General features: G+C 68.2%; 16 protein-coding genes. 5 read left to right on the top strand and 11 right to left on the bottom strand.

What is annotated here, in order from left to right; all coding sequences use genetic code 11:
• The first annotated feature begins 209 nt into the window (after positions 1 to 209).
• A complete protein-coding gene (locus AU072_RS17210; protein ID WP_082680615.1) occupies positions 210 to 1145 on the top strand; it encodes an LLM class F420-dependent oxidoreductase in 936 nt (311 codons plus the stop codon).
• Here the strand turns inward: AU072_RS17210 and AU072_RS17205 are convergent.
• The 8 genes from AU072_RS17205 to AU072_RS17170 all read right to left on the bottom strand — a co-directional run bounded on the left by AU072_RS17205 (position 1129) and on the right by AU072_RS17170 (position 8438).
• Positions 1129 to 2016 (bottom strand): alpha/beta fold hydrolase, encoded by an 888-nt coding sequence (locus AU072_RS17205; protein WP_064414895.1) that lies wholly within the window; start codon positions 2014 to 2016, stop codon positions 1129 to 1131. The two genes, AU072_RS17210 and AU072_RS17205, sit on opposite strands and share 17 nt — an antisense overlap.
• A 71-nt stretch (positions 2017 to 2087) precedes the next feature.
• Entirely contained in the window at positions 2088 to 2990 is a 903-nt protein-coding gene (locus tag AU072_RS17200; protein WP_064414894.1) for a tyrosine recombinase XerC, read from the bottom strand.
• 33 nt (positions 2991 to 3023) lie between these two features.
• On the bottom strand, positions 3024 to 4184 hold the full coding sequence (locus tag AU072_RS17195; RefSeq protein WP_064414893.1) for a lactate 2-monooxygenase: 1161 nt from the start codon (positions 4182 to 4184) through the stop codon (positions 3024 to 3026).
• Between the two features lie 24 nt (positions 4185 to 4208).
• On the bottom strand, positions 4209 to 5057 hold the full coding sequence (locus AU072_RS17190; RefSeq protein ID WP_064415028.1) for a siderophore-interacting protein: 849 nt from the start codon (positions 5055 to 5057) through the stop codon (positions 4209 to 4211).
• 147 nt (positions 5058 to 5204) lie between these two features.
• The gene (gene catC, locus AU072_RS17185; RefSeq protein ID WP_064414892.1) at positions 5205 to 5486 is read right to left on the bottom strand and encodes a muconolactone Delta-isomerase; all 282 of its coding nucleotides are present in this window, start codon (positions 5484 to 5486) and stop codon (positions 5205 to 5207) included.
• On the bottom strand, positions 5483 to 6370 hold the full coding sequence (gene catA / locus AU072_RS17180) for a catechol 1,2-dioxygenase (RefSeq protein WP_064414891.1): 888 nt from the start codon (positions 6368 to 6370) through the stop codon (positions 5483 to 5485). Before catA ends, catC begins: the two co-directional genes overlap by 4 nt.
• A 56-nt stretch (positions 6371 to 6426) precedes the next feature.
• Positions 6427 to 7530: a mandelate racemase/muconate lactonizing enzyme family protein gene (locus tag AU072_RS17175; protein ID WP_064414890.1), complete on the bottom strand. Its 1104-nt coding sequence runs from the start codon at positions 7528 to 7530 to the stop codon at positions 6427 to 6429.
• On the bottom strand, positions 7527 to 8438 hold the full coding sequence (locus tag AU072_RS17170; RefSeq protein WP_064414889.1) for a LysR substrate-binding domain-containing protein: 912 nt from the start codon (positions 8436 to 8438) through the stop codon (positions 7527 to 7529). The genes AU072_RS17175 and AU072_RS17170 overlap by 4 nt, the downstream gene beginning before the upstream one ends.
• A gap of 235 nt (positions 8439 to 8673) precedes the next feature.
• On the opposite strand from AU072_RS17170, the gene benA reads away from it, so the two are divergent.
• From benA to AU072_RS17150, 4 genes are all read left to right on the top strand, one after another.
• The gene (benA, locus tag AU072_RS17165; protein WP_064414888.1) at positions 8674 to 10041 is read left to right on the top strand and encodes a benzoate 1,2-dioxygenase large subunit; all 1368 of its coding nucleotides are present in this window, start codon (positions 8674 to 8676) and stop codon (positions 10039 to 10041) included.
• 2 nt (positions 10042 to 10043) lie between these two features.
• Entirely contained in the window at positions 10044 to 10583 is a 540-nt protein-coding gene (gene benB, locus AU072_RS17160; RefSeq protein ID WP_064414887.1) for a benzoate 1,2-dioxygenase small subunit, read from the top strand.
• A 10-nt stretch (positions 10584 to 10593) separates the two neighbouring features.
• Positions 10594 to 13272, top strand: a complete 2679-nt coding sequence (gene benC / locus AU072_RS17155; RefSeq protein ID WP_064414886.1) for a benzoate 1,2-dioxygenase electron transfer component BenC — start codon at positions 10594 to 10596, stop codon at positions 13270 to 13272.
• Between the two features lie 69 nt (positions 13273 to 13341).
• Positions 13342 to 15972: a helix-turn-helix transcriptional regulator gene (locus tag AU072_RS17150; protein WP_064415027.1), complete on the top strand. Its 2631-nt coding sequence runs from the start codon at positions 13342 to 13344 to the stop codon at positions 15970 to 15972.
• On the opposite strand, the gene AU072_RS17145 is transcribed toward AU072_RS17150, so the two are convergent.
• The 3 genes from AU072_RS17145 to pcaD are packed head-to-tail and all read right to left on the bottom strand — an operon-like array spanning position 15918 to position 18153.
• Positions 15918 to 16604, bottom strand: coding sequence for a 3-oxoacid CoA-transferase subunit B (locus AU072_RS17145; RefSeq protein WP_064414885.1), 687 nt, complete (start codon positions 16602 to 16604; stop codon positions 15918 to 15920). The genes AU072_RS17150 and AU072_RS17145 overlap by 55 nt on opposite strands.
• Positions 16601 to 17386 (bottom strand): CoA transferase subunit A, encoded by a 786-nt coding sequence (locus AU072_RS17140; RefSeq protein WP_064414884.1) that lies wholly within the window; start codon positions 17384 to 17386, stop codon positions 16601 to 16603. The genes AU072_RS17145 and AU072_RS17140 overlap by 4 nt, the downstream gene beginning before the upstream one ends.
• Positions 17383 to 18153: a 3-oxoadipate enol-lactonase gene (gene pcaD / locus AU072_RS17135; protein ID WP_064414883.1), complete on the bottom strand. Its 771-nt coding sequence runs from the start codon at positions 18151 to 18153 to the stop codon at positions 17383 to 17385. The genes AU072_RS17140 and pcaD overlap by 4 nt, the downstream gene beginning before the upstream one ends.
• Positions 18154 to 18207: the final 54 nt, after the last annotated feature.

Genomic DNA, 18207 nt, shown 5'->3' with positions numbered 1-18207 from the left:
GCCAACCCCGAAAGATGGCAGTGCGGGTCTGAGCCAGACACCAGATGAGAAGAACCCAACCACCGCAATGCGGCAATCACCACATTGACACTGAGTGCGGGTCTGCACACGACACGCCGCCACTTTTCCGCCATCGGGGCACGCTCGCCCCGAGGTGTGCGTGCGCCTAACGTCGAACCGTGGCCACCGACGCTCATCGCTGCCGGCCCATGCGTTTCGGGCTCACTGCCGGCCTGCCGCGCACCGGCGAGCAGATGCGGACGTTCGCCCGCGCGGTCGAAAGTTCGGGCTTCGACGTGTTGTCGTTCGCCGACCACCTCGTTCCCATGGCGCCGCCGTTCACCAGCGCCGCCGCGGCCGCGATGGCCACCGAGCGGTTGCACGTCGGAACGCTGGTGCTCAACAACGACTTCCGTCATCCCGTCGAAACGGCCCGCGAGGCGGCGGGCCTCGCACTGGTCTCCGACGGCCGGTTCGAACTGGGCATCGGCGCCGGGCACATGAAGTCCGAGTACGACGCCGCCGGTATTCCGTTCGACGACGGCGGAATCCGCGTGTCGCGGTTGGCCGAGGCGGCCGAGGTGATCCGCGCGCTCCTCGACGGCCGGCCCGTCGGTGCCGACCTCCAGCACTACCGGATTCACGCCGAAGCGGGTCAACTCCTTCCGGTTCCGCCCTCGCGCGTGCCACTGTTGATCGGCGGCAACGGAACTCGCGTCCTGGAACTCGCCGGGCGGATCGCCGACATCGTCGGGCTCGCGGGCATCAGTCACAACCGCGACGCCACCGCGGTCCGGCTGACACACTTCGACGCCGAAGGACTCGCGAACCGCATCGCCGTGGTGCGCGAAGCCGCGGGCGACCGGTTCGAGCACATCGAACTCAACGTGCTGATCCAGGCCGTCGTCGTGACCGACGACCGGCCCCGAGCCGCCGAACAACTGGCCGCCACGCTCGGCGGCGTCTCCCCCGAGCGCCTGCTGACGTCACCGTTCGTGCTGATCGGCACCCACGAGCAGATGGCCGAACAACTCACCGAGCGCACGCAGCGGTTCGGGGTCAGTTACTGGACCGTCTTCGACGAACTGCCGGGCAGACCGTCGGCGATGCCGGATATCGCCGAGGTGATCAAGCTGTTGCGCTGAGCGCGTCGAGAAACTCCAGCATCGCGGATACCACGACGTCGGGCCGATCCCGCTGAACCCAATGTGCCGCGCCCGCAACCACTTCGAGGCGAGCCTGCGGAATCAGTTCGGCCGCGGCCCGCGCCGCCGCCAGCGGCACGCTGGTGTCGTTGTCTCCGTGAACGATCAGCGCCGGACACGGAAACGTCGCGAGCCGGTCGCGGTAGTCGGTGGTGAGGCGATTCCACCGGACCTGGTCGCGCTGCCACTGTCCGAACGCGTCGAATGCGTGATCCGCCCTCGCGGCGGACAGAATCTCGGCGACCAGCTCGGGCGTTCGCGCGGCGGGGTCGCCGATCAACGCCGGCATCACCCACCCCATGGCACGCCTGCTTCGCCCCGACCACCGGCTCACCGCGCTCAGCAGTCCGGTGCGCACCATGGCCCAGGTCAGCACCTGCCGGATGCCCGAGAGCGGTCCTTCAGACAGTCGGGACATGAACCCGTAGCTGGCCAACAGCATTGCCCCCGTGACCTTTTGCGGACGGTCCAGCACATGCCCGATCGTCATCCCACCACCGAGCGACAAACCGCCGATCGCGTAGCGGTCCAACCCAAGCGCGTCGACGAACTCGCCGACGTAACCGACCAACCGATCCTGGGTCGACGGCCAGGGCGCCGACGGGCTCTCGCCGTACCCCGGATGATCCGGAGCGAGCACGCGGTAGCCGCCGGCCGCGAGCCGCGGCCCGACACCACCCCAGGACAGCGACGCGCTGTCCACTCCGGCGCCATGCAGCAACACCACCGTCGGCGCGCCGTCGACGCGCTCGGGTACCCATTCGAGGTAACTGACCGGCCCCCACGACAGCCGAACTGTTGCCCTTCCCACAAGTCCTCCTTCGGTGTTTTCGGTGCGCGCGCAGTCGCTGAGCGATCGCTAGAGCACCGAAATCACCGTAGTCACGCTCGGGGGTGGGCCTGGTCGTGGACGGCGCGCAGCCGTGCGACCGTGACGTGCGTGTAGAGCTGCGTGGTGGCCAGGGTGGAATGGCCGAGCAACTCCTGCACAATGCGCAAGTCGGCGCCGCCTTCGAGCAGATGTGTTGCGGCGCTGTGCCGCAACCCGTGCGGTCCGATGTCGGGTGCGCCGTCGACCGCCGCGACGGTCTGGTGCACGACGGTGCGCGCCTGGCGAGGGTCGAGCCGACGGCCACGCGCCCCCAGCAGCAGCGCCGGGCCCGAATCCGCGGTAGCCAACGCCGGCCTGCCGCGATCGAGCCACGCCGTCATCGCATCCTGCGCGGGCACACCGAACGGCACCGTCCGTTGTTTGTTGCCCTTGCCGAGGACCCGCAGCAGCCGCCGCGGCATGTCGACGTCGTCGATGTCGAGCCCGCACAGCTCGCTGACACGAATACCGGTGGCGTACAACAACTCAACGATCAGCCGGTCGCGCAGTGCCATCGGATCACCCTGTTCGGCACCGGATTTCGCGGCTGCCATGGCGTCGAGTGCCTGGTCCTCGCGCAACACCGCGGGCAGCTCACGCCGCGCCTTCGGCACCTGCAGCCGGGCCGCGGGATCACCGGCGATCAACCCGCGTCGCACCGCCCACGCGGTGAACATCTTGACCGCGGACGTGCGTCGGGCCAGCGTCGTGCGCGCGGCACCGGCGGCGGCCTGGGCAGCCAGCCACGCCCGCAGCACCGGCAGGCTCAGCGCGTCGAGACCGACGTCGTGTCCGCGCTCGGCCATGAACCCGAACAACGACCGCAGGTCACCGAGGTAGGCGCGGCGGGTGTGCTCGGAGCGGCCCCGCTCCAGCGCGAGGTACTCGTCGAACTCCTCGAGAACGCCTTCCACGACACCAACCGTCGCAGAGTCTCACCGCAACGCTCAGGTGACGCGCCGCAGCGTGTCCGGAGTGAGATCGGCCAGGGTGGGATAACCGTCGACGGCCATCGTCAGATCGGCCTCGGCAAGCAGTGAACGCAGCACGTGAACGATGCCGTCCAGGCCGCCCAGTGCCAGTCCGTAGGCATAGGGCCGCCCGATTCCGACGGCGGTGGCGCCCAGCGCGAGCGCTTTGACGATGTCGGACCCGCTGCGGATGCCCGAGTCGAACAGCACCGGCAACCCGTCGGCCGCCTCCACGACGCCGGGCAGGCAATCGATGGCAGCCAGCCCGCCGTTGGCCTGTCGTCCGCCGTGGTTGGAGCAGTAGATGGCGTCGACGCCGCCGTCCTTGGCGCGTCGCGCGTCGTCGGGATGGCAGATGCCCTTGACGATGAGGGGCAGGTCGGTCAGCGAACGCAGCCACGGCAGGTCGTCCCACGTCAGCGGGTTGCCGAAGAGCCCCACCCAGTGCATGACGGTGGCCTGCGGGTTCTCCTCGGGCGGCTGCGGAAGCGCGGCGCGGAACACCGGGTCGCTGGTGTAGTTGGCCAGGCAGCGGCCGCGCAACTGCGGGAAGTTCGACGTCGACAGGTCACGCGGTCGCCAACCGGGCACCCAGGTGTCCAGCGTGACGATGATCCCCTTGTAACCGGCGGCCTCCGCGCGGTGAACGAGGCTGGCGGCCAACTCCCGGTCGGTCGGCGTGTACAACTGGAAAAATCCTGGCGTATCACCGAATTCGGCGGCGACGTCCTCGAGCGGGTCCTCGGTGAGGGTCGACACCACCATCGGCACACCGGTACGTGCCGCGGCGCGGGCCGTGACGAGGTCCCCGTGCCCGTCCTGCGCGCAGATTCCGATCACCCCGATCGGCGCCATGAACACCGGCGAGGGCAACGTCATTCCGAACAGGTTGACCGAGAGGTCACGTTCGCGGGTGGCGCGGAACATCCGCGGCATCAGACCCCAGTTGTCGAACGCGGTGCGATTGAGCCGCTGGGTTCGTTCGTCCCCGGCTCCTCCCGCGACGTAGGAGTACACCGACGGCGGCATGGCCGCCTCCGCCTTGGCCTCCCACTCCGCGAACGTCATCGGCAGCTTCGGCACGATGCCGGAGAGGCCCTGCAGGTAGATCTCGAACTGGTAGTTACCGAACGTCATGCGGCCAGCGTGCCAGGCGGCCGGTCAGGCGCTGGCTTCGGCCTTGGCGAGCTCGGCCTTCCACTGGCGGAAGGTCTCCTCGGTGCGTCCGCGTCGCCAGTAGCCGGAGATCGACGACGCCCATTCGGCCGCGATACCGCGCTCCTTGCGGATGTAGGGCCGCAGGTTGTGCATGACGGCCTGAGCCTCGCCGTGGATGAACACCTGCACCTGCCCGGGCAGCCACGGGGTTTCCTTGACCGCGGCGATCAGCGGGGCGTGGTCACCGGCCTGATCCTCGGGCACCAGGTCGGCACGGCCACCGCGGTAGATCCAGCGCACCTCGACACCGTCGGGCTTCTTCAGCGGAATCTCGTCGTCGGGGCCGGCGACCTCGATGAATACTCGTCCGATCGCGTTGTCCGGCAACGCTTCCAGCGCGGCACTGATCGCGGGAACCGCGGCTTCGTCACCGGCCATCAAATGCCAGTCCGCCGCTGGATCGGGCGCATAGGCGCCGCTGGGACCCATCAGGTAGGCGGGCTGGCCGGGGGTCGCGGCGGCCGCCCATGGCCCGGCGACGCCGTGGTCACCGTGCACGACGAAGTCGATGCAGATCTCGCGGCGTTCGGGGTCGACGCTGCGCACGGTGTAGGTGCGCACGGTGGGCCGCCGCTCCGGCGGCAGTGACGAGAACGAGTCGAGTGTCAGCGGCCGCGGCAATTGCGCGACATCGATGCCGCGATCGACGATCACGACCTTGACGTAGGCATCGGTGAATTCGTTCGGGGTGAACGTGTCGAACCCCGATCCGCCGAGAACCAGTCGAATCATGTGCGGTGTCAATTGCTCGGTACGCACCACTTCGAAGGCGTGTATCGGTCGCGCTGCCACGAAAAATCCCTCCAAAACCTCGGCCAACCTGGTCATTCGCCGGCGTTATCGACTATACGAGCGGGCCACGCCGGCCGGGGCCCCACGTCGCCGGGCCGGACGGACGCCTCACGCAGGCGCACGTTCTCGACCGCTGTATGCCGCGGCTCAGTCGCGGATATCGGATGGGTGCTTCGCGAGCGGGGTCACCTCGATGACCATGTACGGGAACAGCGGCAGGCCCGAGAGGATCTGATGCAGTTCGTCGTTGGATTCCACATCGAATATCGAATAGTTCGCATACTCACCGACGATGCGCCAGATGTGCGGCCATTTGCCGGCGCGTTGCAGTTCCTGGCTGTAGCGCTTCTCCCGGGCCACCATCTCGTCGCGCTGCTGCGGGTCGAGATCGGGCGGGAGGTCGACGTCCATGCGTACGTGGAAGATCACGAGACATCAGCCCCCACGGGGTCGAGCACGAAGTCGTAGACGACCTTCTGGGTGCCGTCGGGCTGGTCCTGCGGGTCCAGGACGAGCTCGGGCTTGACGGCGTCGGCGATGTCGTCGCCGTTGTGCGGGTCGCCGGGGAAATACAGTTGCGCGGTGAGCAGTTCGTAGCCAGGCGCGGAAACCTTGACGTGCAGATGCGCAGGCCGCCACGCGTGCCATCCCGCCGCTGCGATCAACTTGCCGCACGAGCCGTCGGTCGGTATCTGGTAGGGGGCCGGCCGGATGGTGGTGATCTCGAACGCCCCGTCGGCGCCGGTCGTGAAGGTGCCGCGCAGATTCCACTCGGGCAGGTTCGGTGCGAATTGCGAATAGAAGCCGTCGGCGTCTGCGTGCCACAGTTCGACCTTGCCCGGCAGCGGCGTGCCGTCGGTCGCGGTGATCCGCCCCTCCCACACCAGCGGGGTGCCCCGCTCGCCGTCGCGCATCGGGATCGCCCCGCGCGCACCACATTCGGGTGAGCCGGGCACGTAGTACGGGCCCTCGATGGTGCCCTTGTTGCCCTTGCGGTGGTCGGTGGCGACCTCTTCGACGACGTGCTCGACCCAGACGTCGAGGAACAGCGGCCACTCACCGTCGTTGCCCACGTCGATCAGCCACGCCTTGAGCGCGTTGTACTCGTCGTAGGTGACGCGGTGGCGGCGGATGGTGTCGTGTACGGCCGACAGGACCTCGCGGGCCAGCAGGCTGACCCGCTCCTTGGGGGTGTCCCGGACCGCCTGGTACGGAGACTTGTCGGCGTGAAACCGCTCGGTCGCACATGCGCCCGATGCCGCCGCCGTGGCGGTGCCGACCGGAACCTCGATGATGCTTTCCATGGTGGTCATGTCGTGCTCTCTTCTCTCCATTGATCTTTCACACCCGGGGCTGACCGCGGGAAGCCTTACTGGTCGGTGCGGTAACGACCGAGCTTGTCGGTGTCGATGTCGATTCCCAGGCCCGGTCCGGCAGGCACGTGCAGCTGACCGTCGCGGATGCGCAGCGGGGTGGCGAGCAAGTCGTCGGCCATGTCCAAGAAGTTGGACAGTTCCCCCGCGCGGCGGGATGTCAGCTCGAACGCCGACCCGAACGCGACGGCGCAGGCGGTGCCGAGTTGGCCGTCGATCTGGTTTCCCAGCACCACCTCCAGTCCGAGCCCCTCGGCGAGGTGATGCACGCGCTGCGAACCGGTGAAACCGGTGCGTGCGGTCTTGATGCTGACCGCGGTGGCCGAACCGCCCATGATCTCGCGCGTCACGTCGGCCGGGGTCGGCACGGATTCGTCGGCGATGAACGGAATGTCGAGGTGCGACACCAGCCAGCGGCGGCCCAGTACATCGTCGGCCGGACACAGCTCTTCGGCGAAGAGCAGGTCCAGATCGGCCATCTCGTTCATCGCTCGCAGCGCCTCCGCGGCCGTCCAGCCCCGGTTCCCGTCGATGTAGAGCTCGACGGAGTTGCCGAAGCGCTCGCGGAGCGCGCGCACGACCGCGGTGTCCAGGGAGACCGGCCGGCGACCGACCTTCACTTTGAACGTCGTGATTCCGTAGAGGTCGTTGATGCGTTCGGCCTCGGCCACCATCGTCTCCGGTGTGTCGAAACCCAACATGTGGCTGACCCGCATGTGGTCGGTGTAGCCGCCGAGCAACGCGGTGACCGGCAACCCGACGGTCCGGCCGAGCGCGTCCCAGATCGCCATGTCGACAGCGGCTTTCGCGGTGGGGTTGCCCACCGTACGGGCCAGCCGAGCGTGGATCGTTTCCCGCTCGGTGAGCGTCAGACCCACGATCTGCGGGGCGAAGATCTGGCGGATCACCGCGAGGATGCCGTCCTGGGTCTCGCCGTAGGTGAATGGCCGCGGCGGCGCCTCGGCCACGCCGATCACGCCTTCGTCGGTGTGCACCCGCACCAGGACGTGCTCGGCGGCGCGTACCTCGCCCGAGGCGAACTTGAGCGGCTTGACGTAGGGAATCGCGAACGGAATGGCCTCGACGGCAACTATTTTCATGAGTCTTCCTCGCTGAGAGTGGCTACCGCCGGCGTGTACGCCGCCGACAAGACGGTCACGACGGCGTCGACGACGGGGTTGTCGACACCCCGACGCCACGCGAGCGCCAGTTCGATCGACGCGCCGTCGAGAAGGTCGCGGAACACCACGCCGTGCAGTGGCAACGCCCGTACCGACGCAGGCACCATCGCGACCCCCAGCCCGGCGGCGACCAACGCCAGTAGCACCGCGGTGCCGGGGGCGGCGTGTTCGCGGTGCGGGACGAACCCCGCCCGGCGGCAGGCCCGTACCACGGTGTCGTTGACCGCGGAGTCCTGGCCGGAGTAGCCGATGAACGGCTCGCTGCGCAGATCGGCCAGCGAGATGACGGGCTCGGCGACCAGTCGATGATCGGCGGAGACGGCCAGGATCAGAGGCTCGTCGTCGATGGTCTGCAGCTCGATCTCGTCGCCGATTGCGGGCGGGCGCAGCACGCCGACGTCGAGCGCGCCGGTCCCCAGCCTTTCGCACTGGGTGGGCGTGAGCATGTCGGCGTGGATGTCGAGCGCCAGGGCGGGCAGCTCCTGGCGCAGGATGCGGGCCATCCGCGGCAGATGGGAGAACGCAGCGGTGCCCGTCAGGCCCAGTCGCAGCAGTCCGGAGTGGCCGGCGGCGATGCGACGCACCCCTCGTTGCGCCTCATCGACCCCGTCCAGGATCCGGGCGGCTTCGTCACGCAGGAACTCACCTGCCGCGGTCAGTGACACGTGGCGGGTGGTCCGGTTGAACAGGGTGACGTCCAGCTCGTGCTCGAGTTGGCGGATGGCATAGGACAGCGCCGGCTGCGCGACGTGCAGGAGCTCGGCGGCCTGCCCGAAATGGCAGGTCTCGGCCACCGCTGCGAAGTAGCGCAGGTGCCGCAGCTCCATCGCGTCGCTCCCTTCAGGCTGTGTCCGGGCCCCTCTCGGAGCCTCACTGTGACCGCCGACACCATTGACGGTAACGGCGCGATCCATAGATCACAAAGACCTATTAGCGGTTGATTGAGGGGACTTGTTTATCAATACCCACCTGGGCCACGACTAGGCATAACCCTAGTGTGACCGGCACCACTCGCTGTCAGAGTGCAGATAAGCGTCACATCCACCCCCGTTGGAGGTCCCCATGACCGCATCGCTATCCACCCCGAAGAGCCGCGTCGCCGCCGTGTTGTCCGACGCGGTGGTCGACGACCCCGAGGCCGGCATCTACCGTGCCAACCGCCGGATCTTCACCGACGAGGAGATCTTCGAACTCGAGATGAAGCACATCTTCGAGGGCAACTGGGTCTACCTCGCCCACGAGAGCCAGGTCGCGAACCCCGGTGACTACTTCACCACCTACATCGGCAGGCAGCCCGTCGTCATCACCCGCGACAAAAGCGGCCAGATACACTGTCTGATCAATGCATGCGCACACCGTGGCGCGATGCTCTGCCGCCGCAAGACCGACAACCGGATGACGCTGACGTGCCCCTTCCACGGGTGGACGTTCCGCAATGACGGCGCTCTGCTGAAGGTCAAGGACCCCGAGGGCGCCGGCTATCCGGAGACGTTCAACGCCAACGGCTCTCACAACCTGACCCGGGTCGCCCGATTCGAGAGTTATCGCGGGTTCCTGTTCGGCAGCATCAACGAGGATGTGTTGCCGCTGTCAGAACATCTTGGCGATGCCACCAAGGTCATCGACATGCTCGTCGATCAGTCCCCCGACGGCCTGGAGGTGCTGCGGGGATCGTCGACGTACACCTATGACGGTAACTGGAAAGTGCAGGCAGAGAACGGCGCCGACGGCTACCACGTGACCGCGACGCACTGGAACTATGCGGCCACGACCAGTCGACGCGGCACCGGCGAATCCTCGAACGACACCAAGGCTCTCGACGCGGGCAACTGGGGTAAGTCGGGCGGCGGGTACTGGTCGTTCCCCCACGGGCACCTGTGCCTGTGGACCTGGGCGGCCAACCCGCAGGATCGACCGCTGTGGGACAAGCTCGACGAGCTCAAGGCCACGCACGGTGATGCCAAGGGCGAGTTCATGGTTCGCGGTTCGCGCAACCTGTGCGTCTACCCGAATCTGTATCTTATGGACCAGTTCTCGACGCAGATCCGGCACTTCCGGCCGATCGCGCCAGACCAGACTGAGGTGACGATCTACTGCATCGCACCGAAAGGTGAAAGCGCTGCTGCCCGCACGCAGCGGATCCGCCAGTACGAGGACTTCTTCAACGCATCCGGGATGGCCACCCCCGACGATCTCGAAGAGTTCCGCTCGTGCCAGTTGACGTTCCGCGCCGAGGCCGCACCGTGGAACGACATGAGCCGCGGCGCCCAGCACTGGTTGACCGGGCCCGACGAGGTCGCCACCTCTTTGGGAATGGACGGCGTCGTATCGGCCGGAGTCAAGAACGAAGACGAAGGTCTCTACCCCGTCCAGCACGGCTACTGGCTGCACACCATGCAGAGTGCGCTGCAGAAGGAATCGGAGAAGTGACGATGACGACCACCGCTGGAACGAGCCCCGCGACACCCGATACGGCCGACAAACTGATCACCCAGAACGCCATCGAGCAGTTCCTCTACCGTGAGGCGCGCTATCTCGATGACCGCGAGTTCGAGAAGTGGTTGGACTGCTACGCCGACGACGTGGAGTACTGGATGCCGGCGTGGACGGACGACGACCGGCTCGTCGAGGACCCCACACGTGACATCTCGCTGATCTACTACGCCAACAAGGGCGGCCTCGAGGACCGGGTGTTTCGCATCCGCACCGAGCGTTCGTCGGCGACGTCCCTGCCCGAACCGCGCACCAGCCACAACATCTCCAACGTCGAGGTCATCGAACGTCGCGGAAACCTGGTCGACGTCCGGTTCAACTGGCACACCATGTATTTCCGGTACAAGACCATCGACCCGTATTACGGCACGTCCTTCTACACCATCGACTTCACCGGCGACCAGCCCTTGATCCGCCGCAAGACGGTCGTGCTCAAGAACGACTACATCCACCATGTGGTGGACGTCTACCACGTGTGAGGGGCCGACCATGACCCAACTGCAGGACACCGCGACATACTCTGTCGCACTGTCTTTCGAGGACGGCGTCACGCGCTTCGTCAGGTGTCGCCCCGACCAGACCGTCGCCGATGCCTCCTACCGTCAACGCATCAACATCCCGCTGGACTGCCGCGACGGCGCGTGCGGCACCTGCAAGGCCCTGTGCGAATCCGGCCGCTATGACGGCGGAACCTATATCGACGACGCACTTTCCGCCGACGAGGCCGCCGCCGGTTTCGTCCTGCCCTGCAGCATGCGCCCGCGCTCCGACCTGGTCCTGCAGATCGCGGGCACCTCGGATTCGGCCAAAACCCAAGCCGCTTCCTACACGGGCACACTTACTGTGCTGGAGCGTCTTTCGACCACCACGGTCAAGATCGGCATCGAGATCCCCAACCGTGCCGAGTTGGCGTTCCTGCCGGGTCAGTACGTCAACATCGCGGTACCCGGCACCGACCAGACGCGCTCATACTCGTTCTCCAACGCACCCGACGACGACTTGCTCACCTTCTTGATCAAGCTCACGCCGGGTGGGACGATGTCGGACTATCTGGCCGACCGCGCGGCTGTCGGTGACCGCATCACATTCGCCGGACCCAACGGGTCGTTCTTTCTGCGCGAAGCCGATCGTCCCGTGCTGCTGCTCGCCGGCGGAACCGGTGTGGCGCCGATCCTGTCCATGCTGCGCACCATGCGCGCGGCGGGCAGCGTCCGGCCGGTGCACCTCATCTACGGTGTCAGCACCGACGAAGACCTCACCGCGCTCGACGAGATCACTGAAACTGGTTCGACGCTGGCCAATTTCACGTGGGACTACTGTGTCGCCGATCCCGCCAGCACCGCACCCAACAAGGGCCCCGACCGTGCCTACGTCACCAGCCTGATCGAACCCGACCACCTCAACGGCGGCGATCTGGCCATCTATCTGTGTGGTCCACCGCCGATGGTCGAAGCGGTGCGCAGCCATCTGGCCGGGTCCGGCATCGAGCCCACCGGGTTCTACTACGAGAAGTTCGGGTTGGCCAAAGCCGCGGCCGCCGTCACCGCGACGGCACAGCCGGCCCGCGACACGGCCCCTGACTCGGTGGTGGACGAGATCCTGCCCGTACCCGACGCCCGCGCGGTGACCGGTCAGACGATGTTGCCTGCCACCACGTTCGCCGCCGCGGCCGGCACCGCCGCTCACGACGACTCCGTCGCGATCCGCAGTCTCACAGGACAATTGATGGCGCCCGGCGGCGGCGGTGGTGAGACGCGACCGATCGACACGGACGACGGACGCCTGCTGCCGTGTGGCGCACGCAGCGTCGTCGGACAGACCGTTCTGCCGCGCGTCGAAGCCTGCACGAGGCCCGACACCCCCACCGGGGCCACTGCCCCGATCGTCGCCGACGATGGTTACCAGATCGGCGAGGAGCATCCCGAGGTGCGCGAGTCCGACGCCTTGTTCGAGGCGCGTTCGGCGCTCGAGCTGGGCGCACTGGAGCTGACGATCGGACGTCTGTCGAGCCGGCAGTTGGCCGGCTACCGCCTTCTCGCGGAGGCGACGCTGCCGTACGTCGACGGTGAGAGCTTCGTCGACGCCGCGCAGTACACCGAGACCAACGCGGCCTTCCACGATTATCTCTTCGCCCTGACCGGCAATGCGCACCTGCTCCAGGCCTATCAGGCGCTCGATGTCAAGGGCCGGATGAGCGATGTGCTGCGCAACGCGACGTGGTGTGACCCCCGCTGCGCCACCGACCACGTCGACATCGTCGCGGCGTTCGAATCCGGTGACCGCGAGGCGGCGCGCACCTTGATCACGGCTCACGCGGCGCGGTCCAAGCAGACGATGCGCCGCGCCATGGCCGAGGCCGCCCAAGCATCCACGCCGGCGTTAATCACCCCCGGCCGCTTCACAGGCAAGGTGGTGGTGATCACCGGAGCCGCGCAGGGCATCGGTGAGCGCACGGCCCGCCGCATCCACGCCGAAGGCGGCACCGTGGTCCTGGCGGACCGCTGCGAGCTGGTCAAGGAGCTCGCCGATGAGCTTGCGCCACAGGGCTCCCCGGCCATCGCGGTCACCGCCGACCTCGAACACAGCGAGGGCGCCGACACCATGATCGAACAAGCGATCGCCTCGTTCGGCCGCGTCGACGTGTTGATCAACAACGTCGGAGGCGCGATCAACTTCAAGCCGTTCACCGAGTTCAGCGCGGCCGAGATCCGCGCGGAGATCGACCGGTCACTGATGACGACGCTGTACTCCTGCCGTGCCGCGCTGCCCGCGATGGTCAGACAAGGCCGCGGCGTCATCGTCAACATCTCCTCCGCCGCAACCCGCGGTGTGCACCGCATCCCGTACTCGGCGGCCAAGGGCGGCATCAACGCGATCACCGCGTCACTGGCGATGGAATACGCCGAGCGCGGCATCCGGGTCGTGGCCACCGCGCCGGGCGGCACCGCGGCGCCACCGCGGCGGATCTCGCGCGGTACGCCCGATCCGGAAACCGCGGCGCAGCAAGCGTGGTTCGACGCGCACATCGAGCAGACGGTCGAATCCTCGTTGCTCAAGCGCTACGGCACACTCGACGAACAGGCCGCAGCCATCTGCTTCCTGGCATCCGACGAGGCGTCCTACATCACCGGCACCGTCCTGCCCGTCGCCGGTGGTGATCAGGGCTAGATGCCCGGCGCCGGTCGAGCCAAAGCACCGAAGTCGACGACGCGCGCCTCTACGATGGCGGACGTGCCCATGGCGCCAGCCCCTTTCGTCGGTCGCGTCGGCGACCTCGACGAGTTGGTCTCGCGTGTCGCGGCCACCGCTACCGGCGGGCTCGAGATCCTCGCTGTCACCGGTGAGTCCGGGATAGGCAAGACCGCATTGCTACGCCGACTCGCCGATCAGCTGCCCGGCTCGCGCTGGGCGACCGCGCTGGCATGGGAGAACAGCCGCGACGGAGCCGTCATCACACAGCTGCTGCAGCAACCCGCTTCGCGCCAGCCGGCCGACGCCGCACGACAGATGGCCGAAGCCGTCGGCACAGAACAGCCGACATTGTTGGTCATCGACGACGCACAACACATGGATTCGGTTTCCTGGCAGGCCATCTCGACAATGGCCCTCCATCATCGCGCACTGCCGGCTCTCGTCGCGGTGGTCTTCGATCGCGTCCCGCAAGCGATCGACGACATGATCACGGGCGAATTCAACGTGACCGGTCTGCCCCGTCACGACGTCGCCGCGCTGGCTACCGCGCACGGCCGAATCCTGCATCCCTCGATGGTCGATCGGCTCGTGCATCACACGGGCGGCAACCCGCGCCACCTCCGCGCACTGCTCGACGAAGTTCCCCCGCAGACATGGACGCGGTTCGACGCCCGGCTGCCCGCGCCGCGGGCCGTCGCGCGGGACGTCGCCGCCAGGCTGTCGGACGCCGGGCCCGACGGCGCCGCGCTCGCCGTCGCCCTCACCATCCTCGGCGAGCACGCGAACCTGACCGACGCCGCCCGACTGGCCGGTTCGGCCGAGCCGCTGGCAGCGGTGGAGGCCGCCACCCGAGCCGGACTGCTGTGCGACGACGACCCCTTCGAGCCACGGATACGCGATGCGATGACCGCCGCCGCGATCATCGACAGTTACGGTCCGCAGGCCACCGCCGCAGCGCACCGACGTGCCGCCGACATCGTGGAGGACCCGGTCGCGCGGCTGCGGCATCGCGTGGCCGCCACCCCCGTACGTGATCCGGCACTGGCCGACGAGGTCGACCGCCTGGCGCGTGCCCGCGGCGCGGACGGCGCCTGGAGCCAGGCCGCCGGCCTGTTCCGCGACGCCAGCCGACTGACCGACGATCCCCTGCTGCGCGACGATCGGCTGACCCGTTCGGTCGACGCGCTGGTGGCCGCCGGCGACTGTGTGGGTGCCGCCTCGCTGGTACCCGCTGTGGAGAACCTGCGCGAAACGCCCTTGCGCAACGCGACTTTGGCATATCTTGCCATCCTGCGCGGGCGCGCCACGGAGGCCGAGATCCGGTTGAGCCGCGCGTGGGACATCGTCAACATCGATCGTGAGCCGGACACCGCGGCGTTCATCGCGCAACGGCACGTACTGCACGCCCTCGTGCTCGGCCACGGCGACCAGCTCGTGCAGTGGGCCGACCGCGCCTTCGAACTGGCCGACCCCGATTCGCCGGCGGCCATCGAGGCCGCGGCGATTCGCGGATTGGGGCTGCTGGCCGCCGGTCACCCGAAGCGCGCCGCGGCAGCCTACGACGACCTGCACACGCGTGTCCGCCACGGCCCGCAGGCCCAGCGCGTCATCATGGGCCGAGGGTGGGTGCAGCTGATGCGCGACGATGTCGAGGCCGCCCGCACCAGCCTGGAAAGCGCTTGTGCCGCAGCCGAACTCGGGGGTTCTACCCGAATCACGTTGTGGTCCTATGCCTGGCTGGCCCGTACCCAGTTCGTGATGGGCGAGTGGGACAACGCCCTGCGCAGCGTCGAGCACGGTCGCCGCCTGGCCGCATCGAGCGGGATCGTGTTGATCACACCGCTGCTGGAGTGGACTGCGGGACAGATCGCCGCTCTTCGGGGCGATTGGGATGCCGCCGATGAGGCAGCCAACAGCGCCTCCGACGGTCCCGACGAGTACGCGATGATGCGGATTCCCGGTGCGTTGCTTCGGGCTCATATCGCCGAGGCCCGCGCCGACTACGCCGCGGTACGGCGGGCGCTGGAACCGTTGCGGCGTATCGCCGCCGGCACCTCACTGCAGGAGCCGGGGTACTGGCCATGGGTGGACAGCCTGGCCAACGCGATGGTCCTCGACGGTGACCTGGAGGCTGCCGACGCGTTCCTGCGGCCCCACGAGCAGCGCGCCGGATCCCGGGGGCATCGCAGCGCCCAGGCCCGGCTGGGCGCGGTCCGGGGCCGCCTGTTGGGCGCGTCGGGGGATATCGCGGAGGCACACCGGGTTTTCGAGCAATCCCTGGCGCTGCTGGACGGCCTGCCGCTGCGTTACGACACGGCGCGCATAGGCTTCGCCCATGGCCAGACCTTGCGGCGGGCGGGCAAGCGGCGCGAGGCGGATGCGGCGATCGGCGCCGCCCGCACGCTGTTCGCCGGGCTCGGCGCCCAGACGTATGTGGCGCGCTGTGAGCGCGAGCTCAAGGCAGGCGGATTCAACCAGACCCGGGACGGCCGCGAGGCGGTCGACCTGACCCCGCAGGAAGAAGCGGTGACGACGCTTGTCGCCAAGGGACTTTCGAATCGCGAGGTAGCCGCCGAACTGTATGTGTCACCGAAGACGGTGCAATATCACCTGACCCGCATCTATACCAAGCTCGGCGTGCGGTCCCGCTCGGAGCTGGCGGCGCTGCGGCGCTGACGGCGGTCGACGACCGGCGCGGCGGTGCTTGCGACGACGCGTTCGAAGTCGACGCCGGGCGCCAGTTCCACGACGTCGAAACCGCTTCCGGTGACATCGAAGGCCCCCAGATCGGTGATCACGCGGCTCACGACGGCCTTGCCGGTCAGCGGCAGATCGCACACCGGCACCAGCTTGGGCGCTCCGGATTTGGCGACATGGTCCATGAGGACGATGACGCGCCCCGCGCCGTTGACGAGATCCATTGCGCCGCCGATGCCCTTCACCATCGAGCCGGGCACCATCCAGTTCGCGAGGTCGCCGTTGGCCGCGACCTGCATGCCACCGAGAACGGCGACGTCGACGTGGCCGCCGCGGATCATCGCGAAGCTGGTGGACGAGTCGAAGAACGACGCTCCCGCGACGATGGACACGGTCTGCTTCCCGGCGTTCACCAGGTCGGGATCCACCTCGTCCTCGTAGGGGAACGGTCCGACGCCGAGAATGCCGTTCTCGGCGTGCAGGGTGACGTCGGAACCCTCGGGCAGATGGTCGGGTATCAGCGTGGGCAGCCCGATGCCGAGGTTGACGTAATCTCCGTCGCGGAGTTCGCGTGCGGCCCGGGCGGCCATCTCGGTGCGGGTCCAGCTCATGCGAATGCCTCCTGCGGTCTGCGGGGTCGGGTCGTGCGCTTCTCGATTCCCTTGCGGGCGGCCTGATCCGGGGTGAGCTCGACGACGCGTTGTACGAAGATTCCGGGCAGGTGGATGGCGTCGGGACCCAGGTCGCCGACCTCGACGACACGTTCAGCCTCGACCACCGTGGTGCGCCCGGCCATGGCCGCAGCCGGATTGAAATTGCGTGCGGCGGCGTGGAACACACAGTTGCCCGCCCGGTCGGCGACGGACGCGCGCACCAGCGCGTAGTCGGTCACGATCGACTCTTCGAGCAGCATCTGCCGGCCGTTGAAGGTGCGGACCTCCTTGGGCGGCGAGGCCAGTGCCACGCTGCCGTCGGGGTGGTACCGCCACGGCAGGCCGCCCTCGGCGACCAACGTGCCCACCCCGGTGGGGGTGAAGAACGCGCCGATGCCACTTCCTCCCGCGCGCAGGCGTTCGGCGAGGGTGCCCTGGGGGGTCAGTTCGACGGTCACCTCCCCCGCCAGGTACTGGCGGGCGAACTCCTTGTTCTCGCCGACGTAGGAGGCGATCACCCGGTTGATCCGCCGGGCCTCCAACAGCAGGCCCAGCCCGCCGCCGTCGACACCGCAGTTGTTGCTCACGATGGTCAGATCGTCGGCACCCTGCTCCAGCAGGGCCTCGATGAGGAACCACGGGATGCCGGCCAGGCCGAACCCGCCGACGGCGAGGCTGGCGCCGGACGCGATGTCGGCGACGGCCTCGGCCGGTGAGCCGACCACTTTGTCGAGTGTCATTGTCGCTCCAGGTGTTCGATGAGGGCGGGGGTGATGGCGTGGGGCTTCTCCGCGTTGGCGAGATGGGCGGCGCCCTCGATCACCAGTAGCTTCGAATCCGCGATACCGGCGGCGATCTCTTCGAGCTTGGCCGGCGGGGTCGCGGGGTCGTCGGCCCCGGCGATCACCAGTGTGGGTGCGGTGATGGACGAAAGGGCTTGTCGCAGATCGAGTTCGGCGATGGCTTCACAGCAGGCCGCGTAACCCTCGGCCGGGGTCGCGGCAACCATGTCTTCGTGCACGGTGCGCACCTCGGGGTGCGCGCCGAGGTAGGAAGGGGTGAACCACCGCGCGACGACCGCGGATGCGACCGAGGCGGAGCCCTGCGCGCGCACGGCCGCTGCCCGCTCCGTCCAGGCACTCGGCGGCGGAAGTTGGGCGCCGGTGCACAGCAGCGCCATCCGGTTCACGCGTTCGGGATGGCGCTGCGCCAGGCGCATGGCTGTCATTCCGCCGAGCGACAACCCCACCAGGTGGGCGCGCGCGACGTCGAGGCGGTCGAGCAGGGCAACGACGTCGTCGACCAGATCGTCGAGCGTGTAGGGGCCCGCGGGAACCGGCGACGCCCCGTGCCCTCGGGTGTCGTAGCGCACCACGCGGAAGTGCTCGTTCAGCGCCTCGATCTGGGCGTCCCACATCCGGTGCGTCGACCCCAGCGAGTTGGACAAGACGACCACCGGCCCGTCCCGGCGGCCGGTGACGGTCGCGTGAACGGTGACGGCGCTCATCGGCTCGCCCCGCCCAGGTCGGCCGGCGTCACCGGCGTCTCGCAGTTCACGTCC

Source organism: Mycolicibacterium novocastrense, assembly GCF_001499835.1.
Classification (GTDB): Bacteria; Actinomycetota; Actinomycetes; order Mycobacteriales; family Mycobacteriaceae; genus Mycobacterium; species Mycobacterium novocastrense.
Note: the sequence above shows the minus strand (reverse complement) of the source record. Positions and strands in the feature narration are given on the sequence as shown.

Coding starts and splice junctions, on each gene's coding strand:
- AU072_RS17210 (WP_082680615.1), top strand. CDS start 210: ATGCGTTTCGGGCTCACTGCCGGCCTGCCGCGCACCGGCGAGCAGATG.
- AU072_RS17195 (WP_064414893.1), bottom strand. CDS start 4,184: ATGACGTTCGGTAACTACCAGTTCGAGATCTACCTGCAGGGCCTCTCC.
- catA (WP_064414891.1), bottom strand. CDS start 6,370: ATGACCACCATGGAAAGCATCATCGAGGTTCCGGTCGGCACCGCCACG.
- AU072_RS17175 (WP_064414890.1), bottom strand. CDS start 7,530: ATGAAAATAGTTGCCGTCGAGGCCATTCCGTTCGCGATTCCCTACGTC.
- AU072_RS17170 (WP_064414889.1), bottom strand. CDS start 8,438: ATGGAGCTGCGGCACCTGCGCTACTTCGCAGCGGTGGCCGAGACCTGC.
- benA (WP_064414888.1), top strand. CDS start 8,674: ATGACCGCATCGCTATCCACCCCGAAGAGCCGCGTCGCCGCCGTGTTG.
- benB (WP_064414887.1), top strand. CDS start 10,044: ATGACGACCACCGCTGGAACGAGCCCCGCGACACCCGATACGGCCGAC.
- benC (WP_064414886.1), top strand. CDS start 10,594: ATGACCCAACTGCAGGACACCGCGACATACTCTGTCGCACTGTCTTTC.
- AU072_RS17150 (WP_064415027.1), top strand. CDS start 13,342: ATGGCGCCAGCCCCTTTCGTCGGTCGCGTCGGCGACCTCGACGAGTTG.
- AU072_RS17145 (WP_064414885.1), bottom strand. CDS start 16,604: ATGAGCTGGACCCGCACCGAGATGGCCGCCCGGGCCGCACGCGAACTC.
- AU072_RS17140 (WP_064414884.1), bottom strand. CDS start 17,386: ATGACACTCGACAAAGTGGTCGGCTCACCGGCCGAGGCCGTCGCCGAC.
- pcaD (WP_064414883.1), bottom strand. CDS start 18,153: ATGAGCGCCGTCACCGTTCACGCGACCGTCACCGGCCGCCGGGACGGG.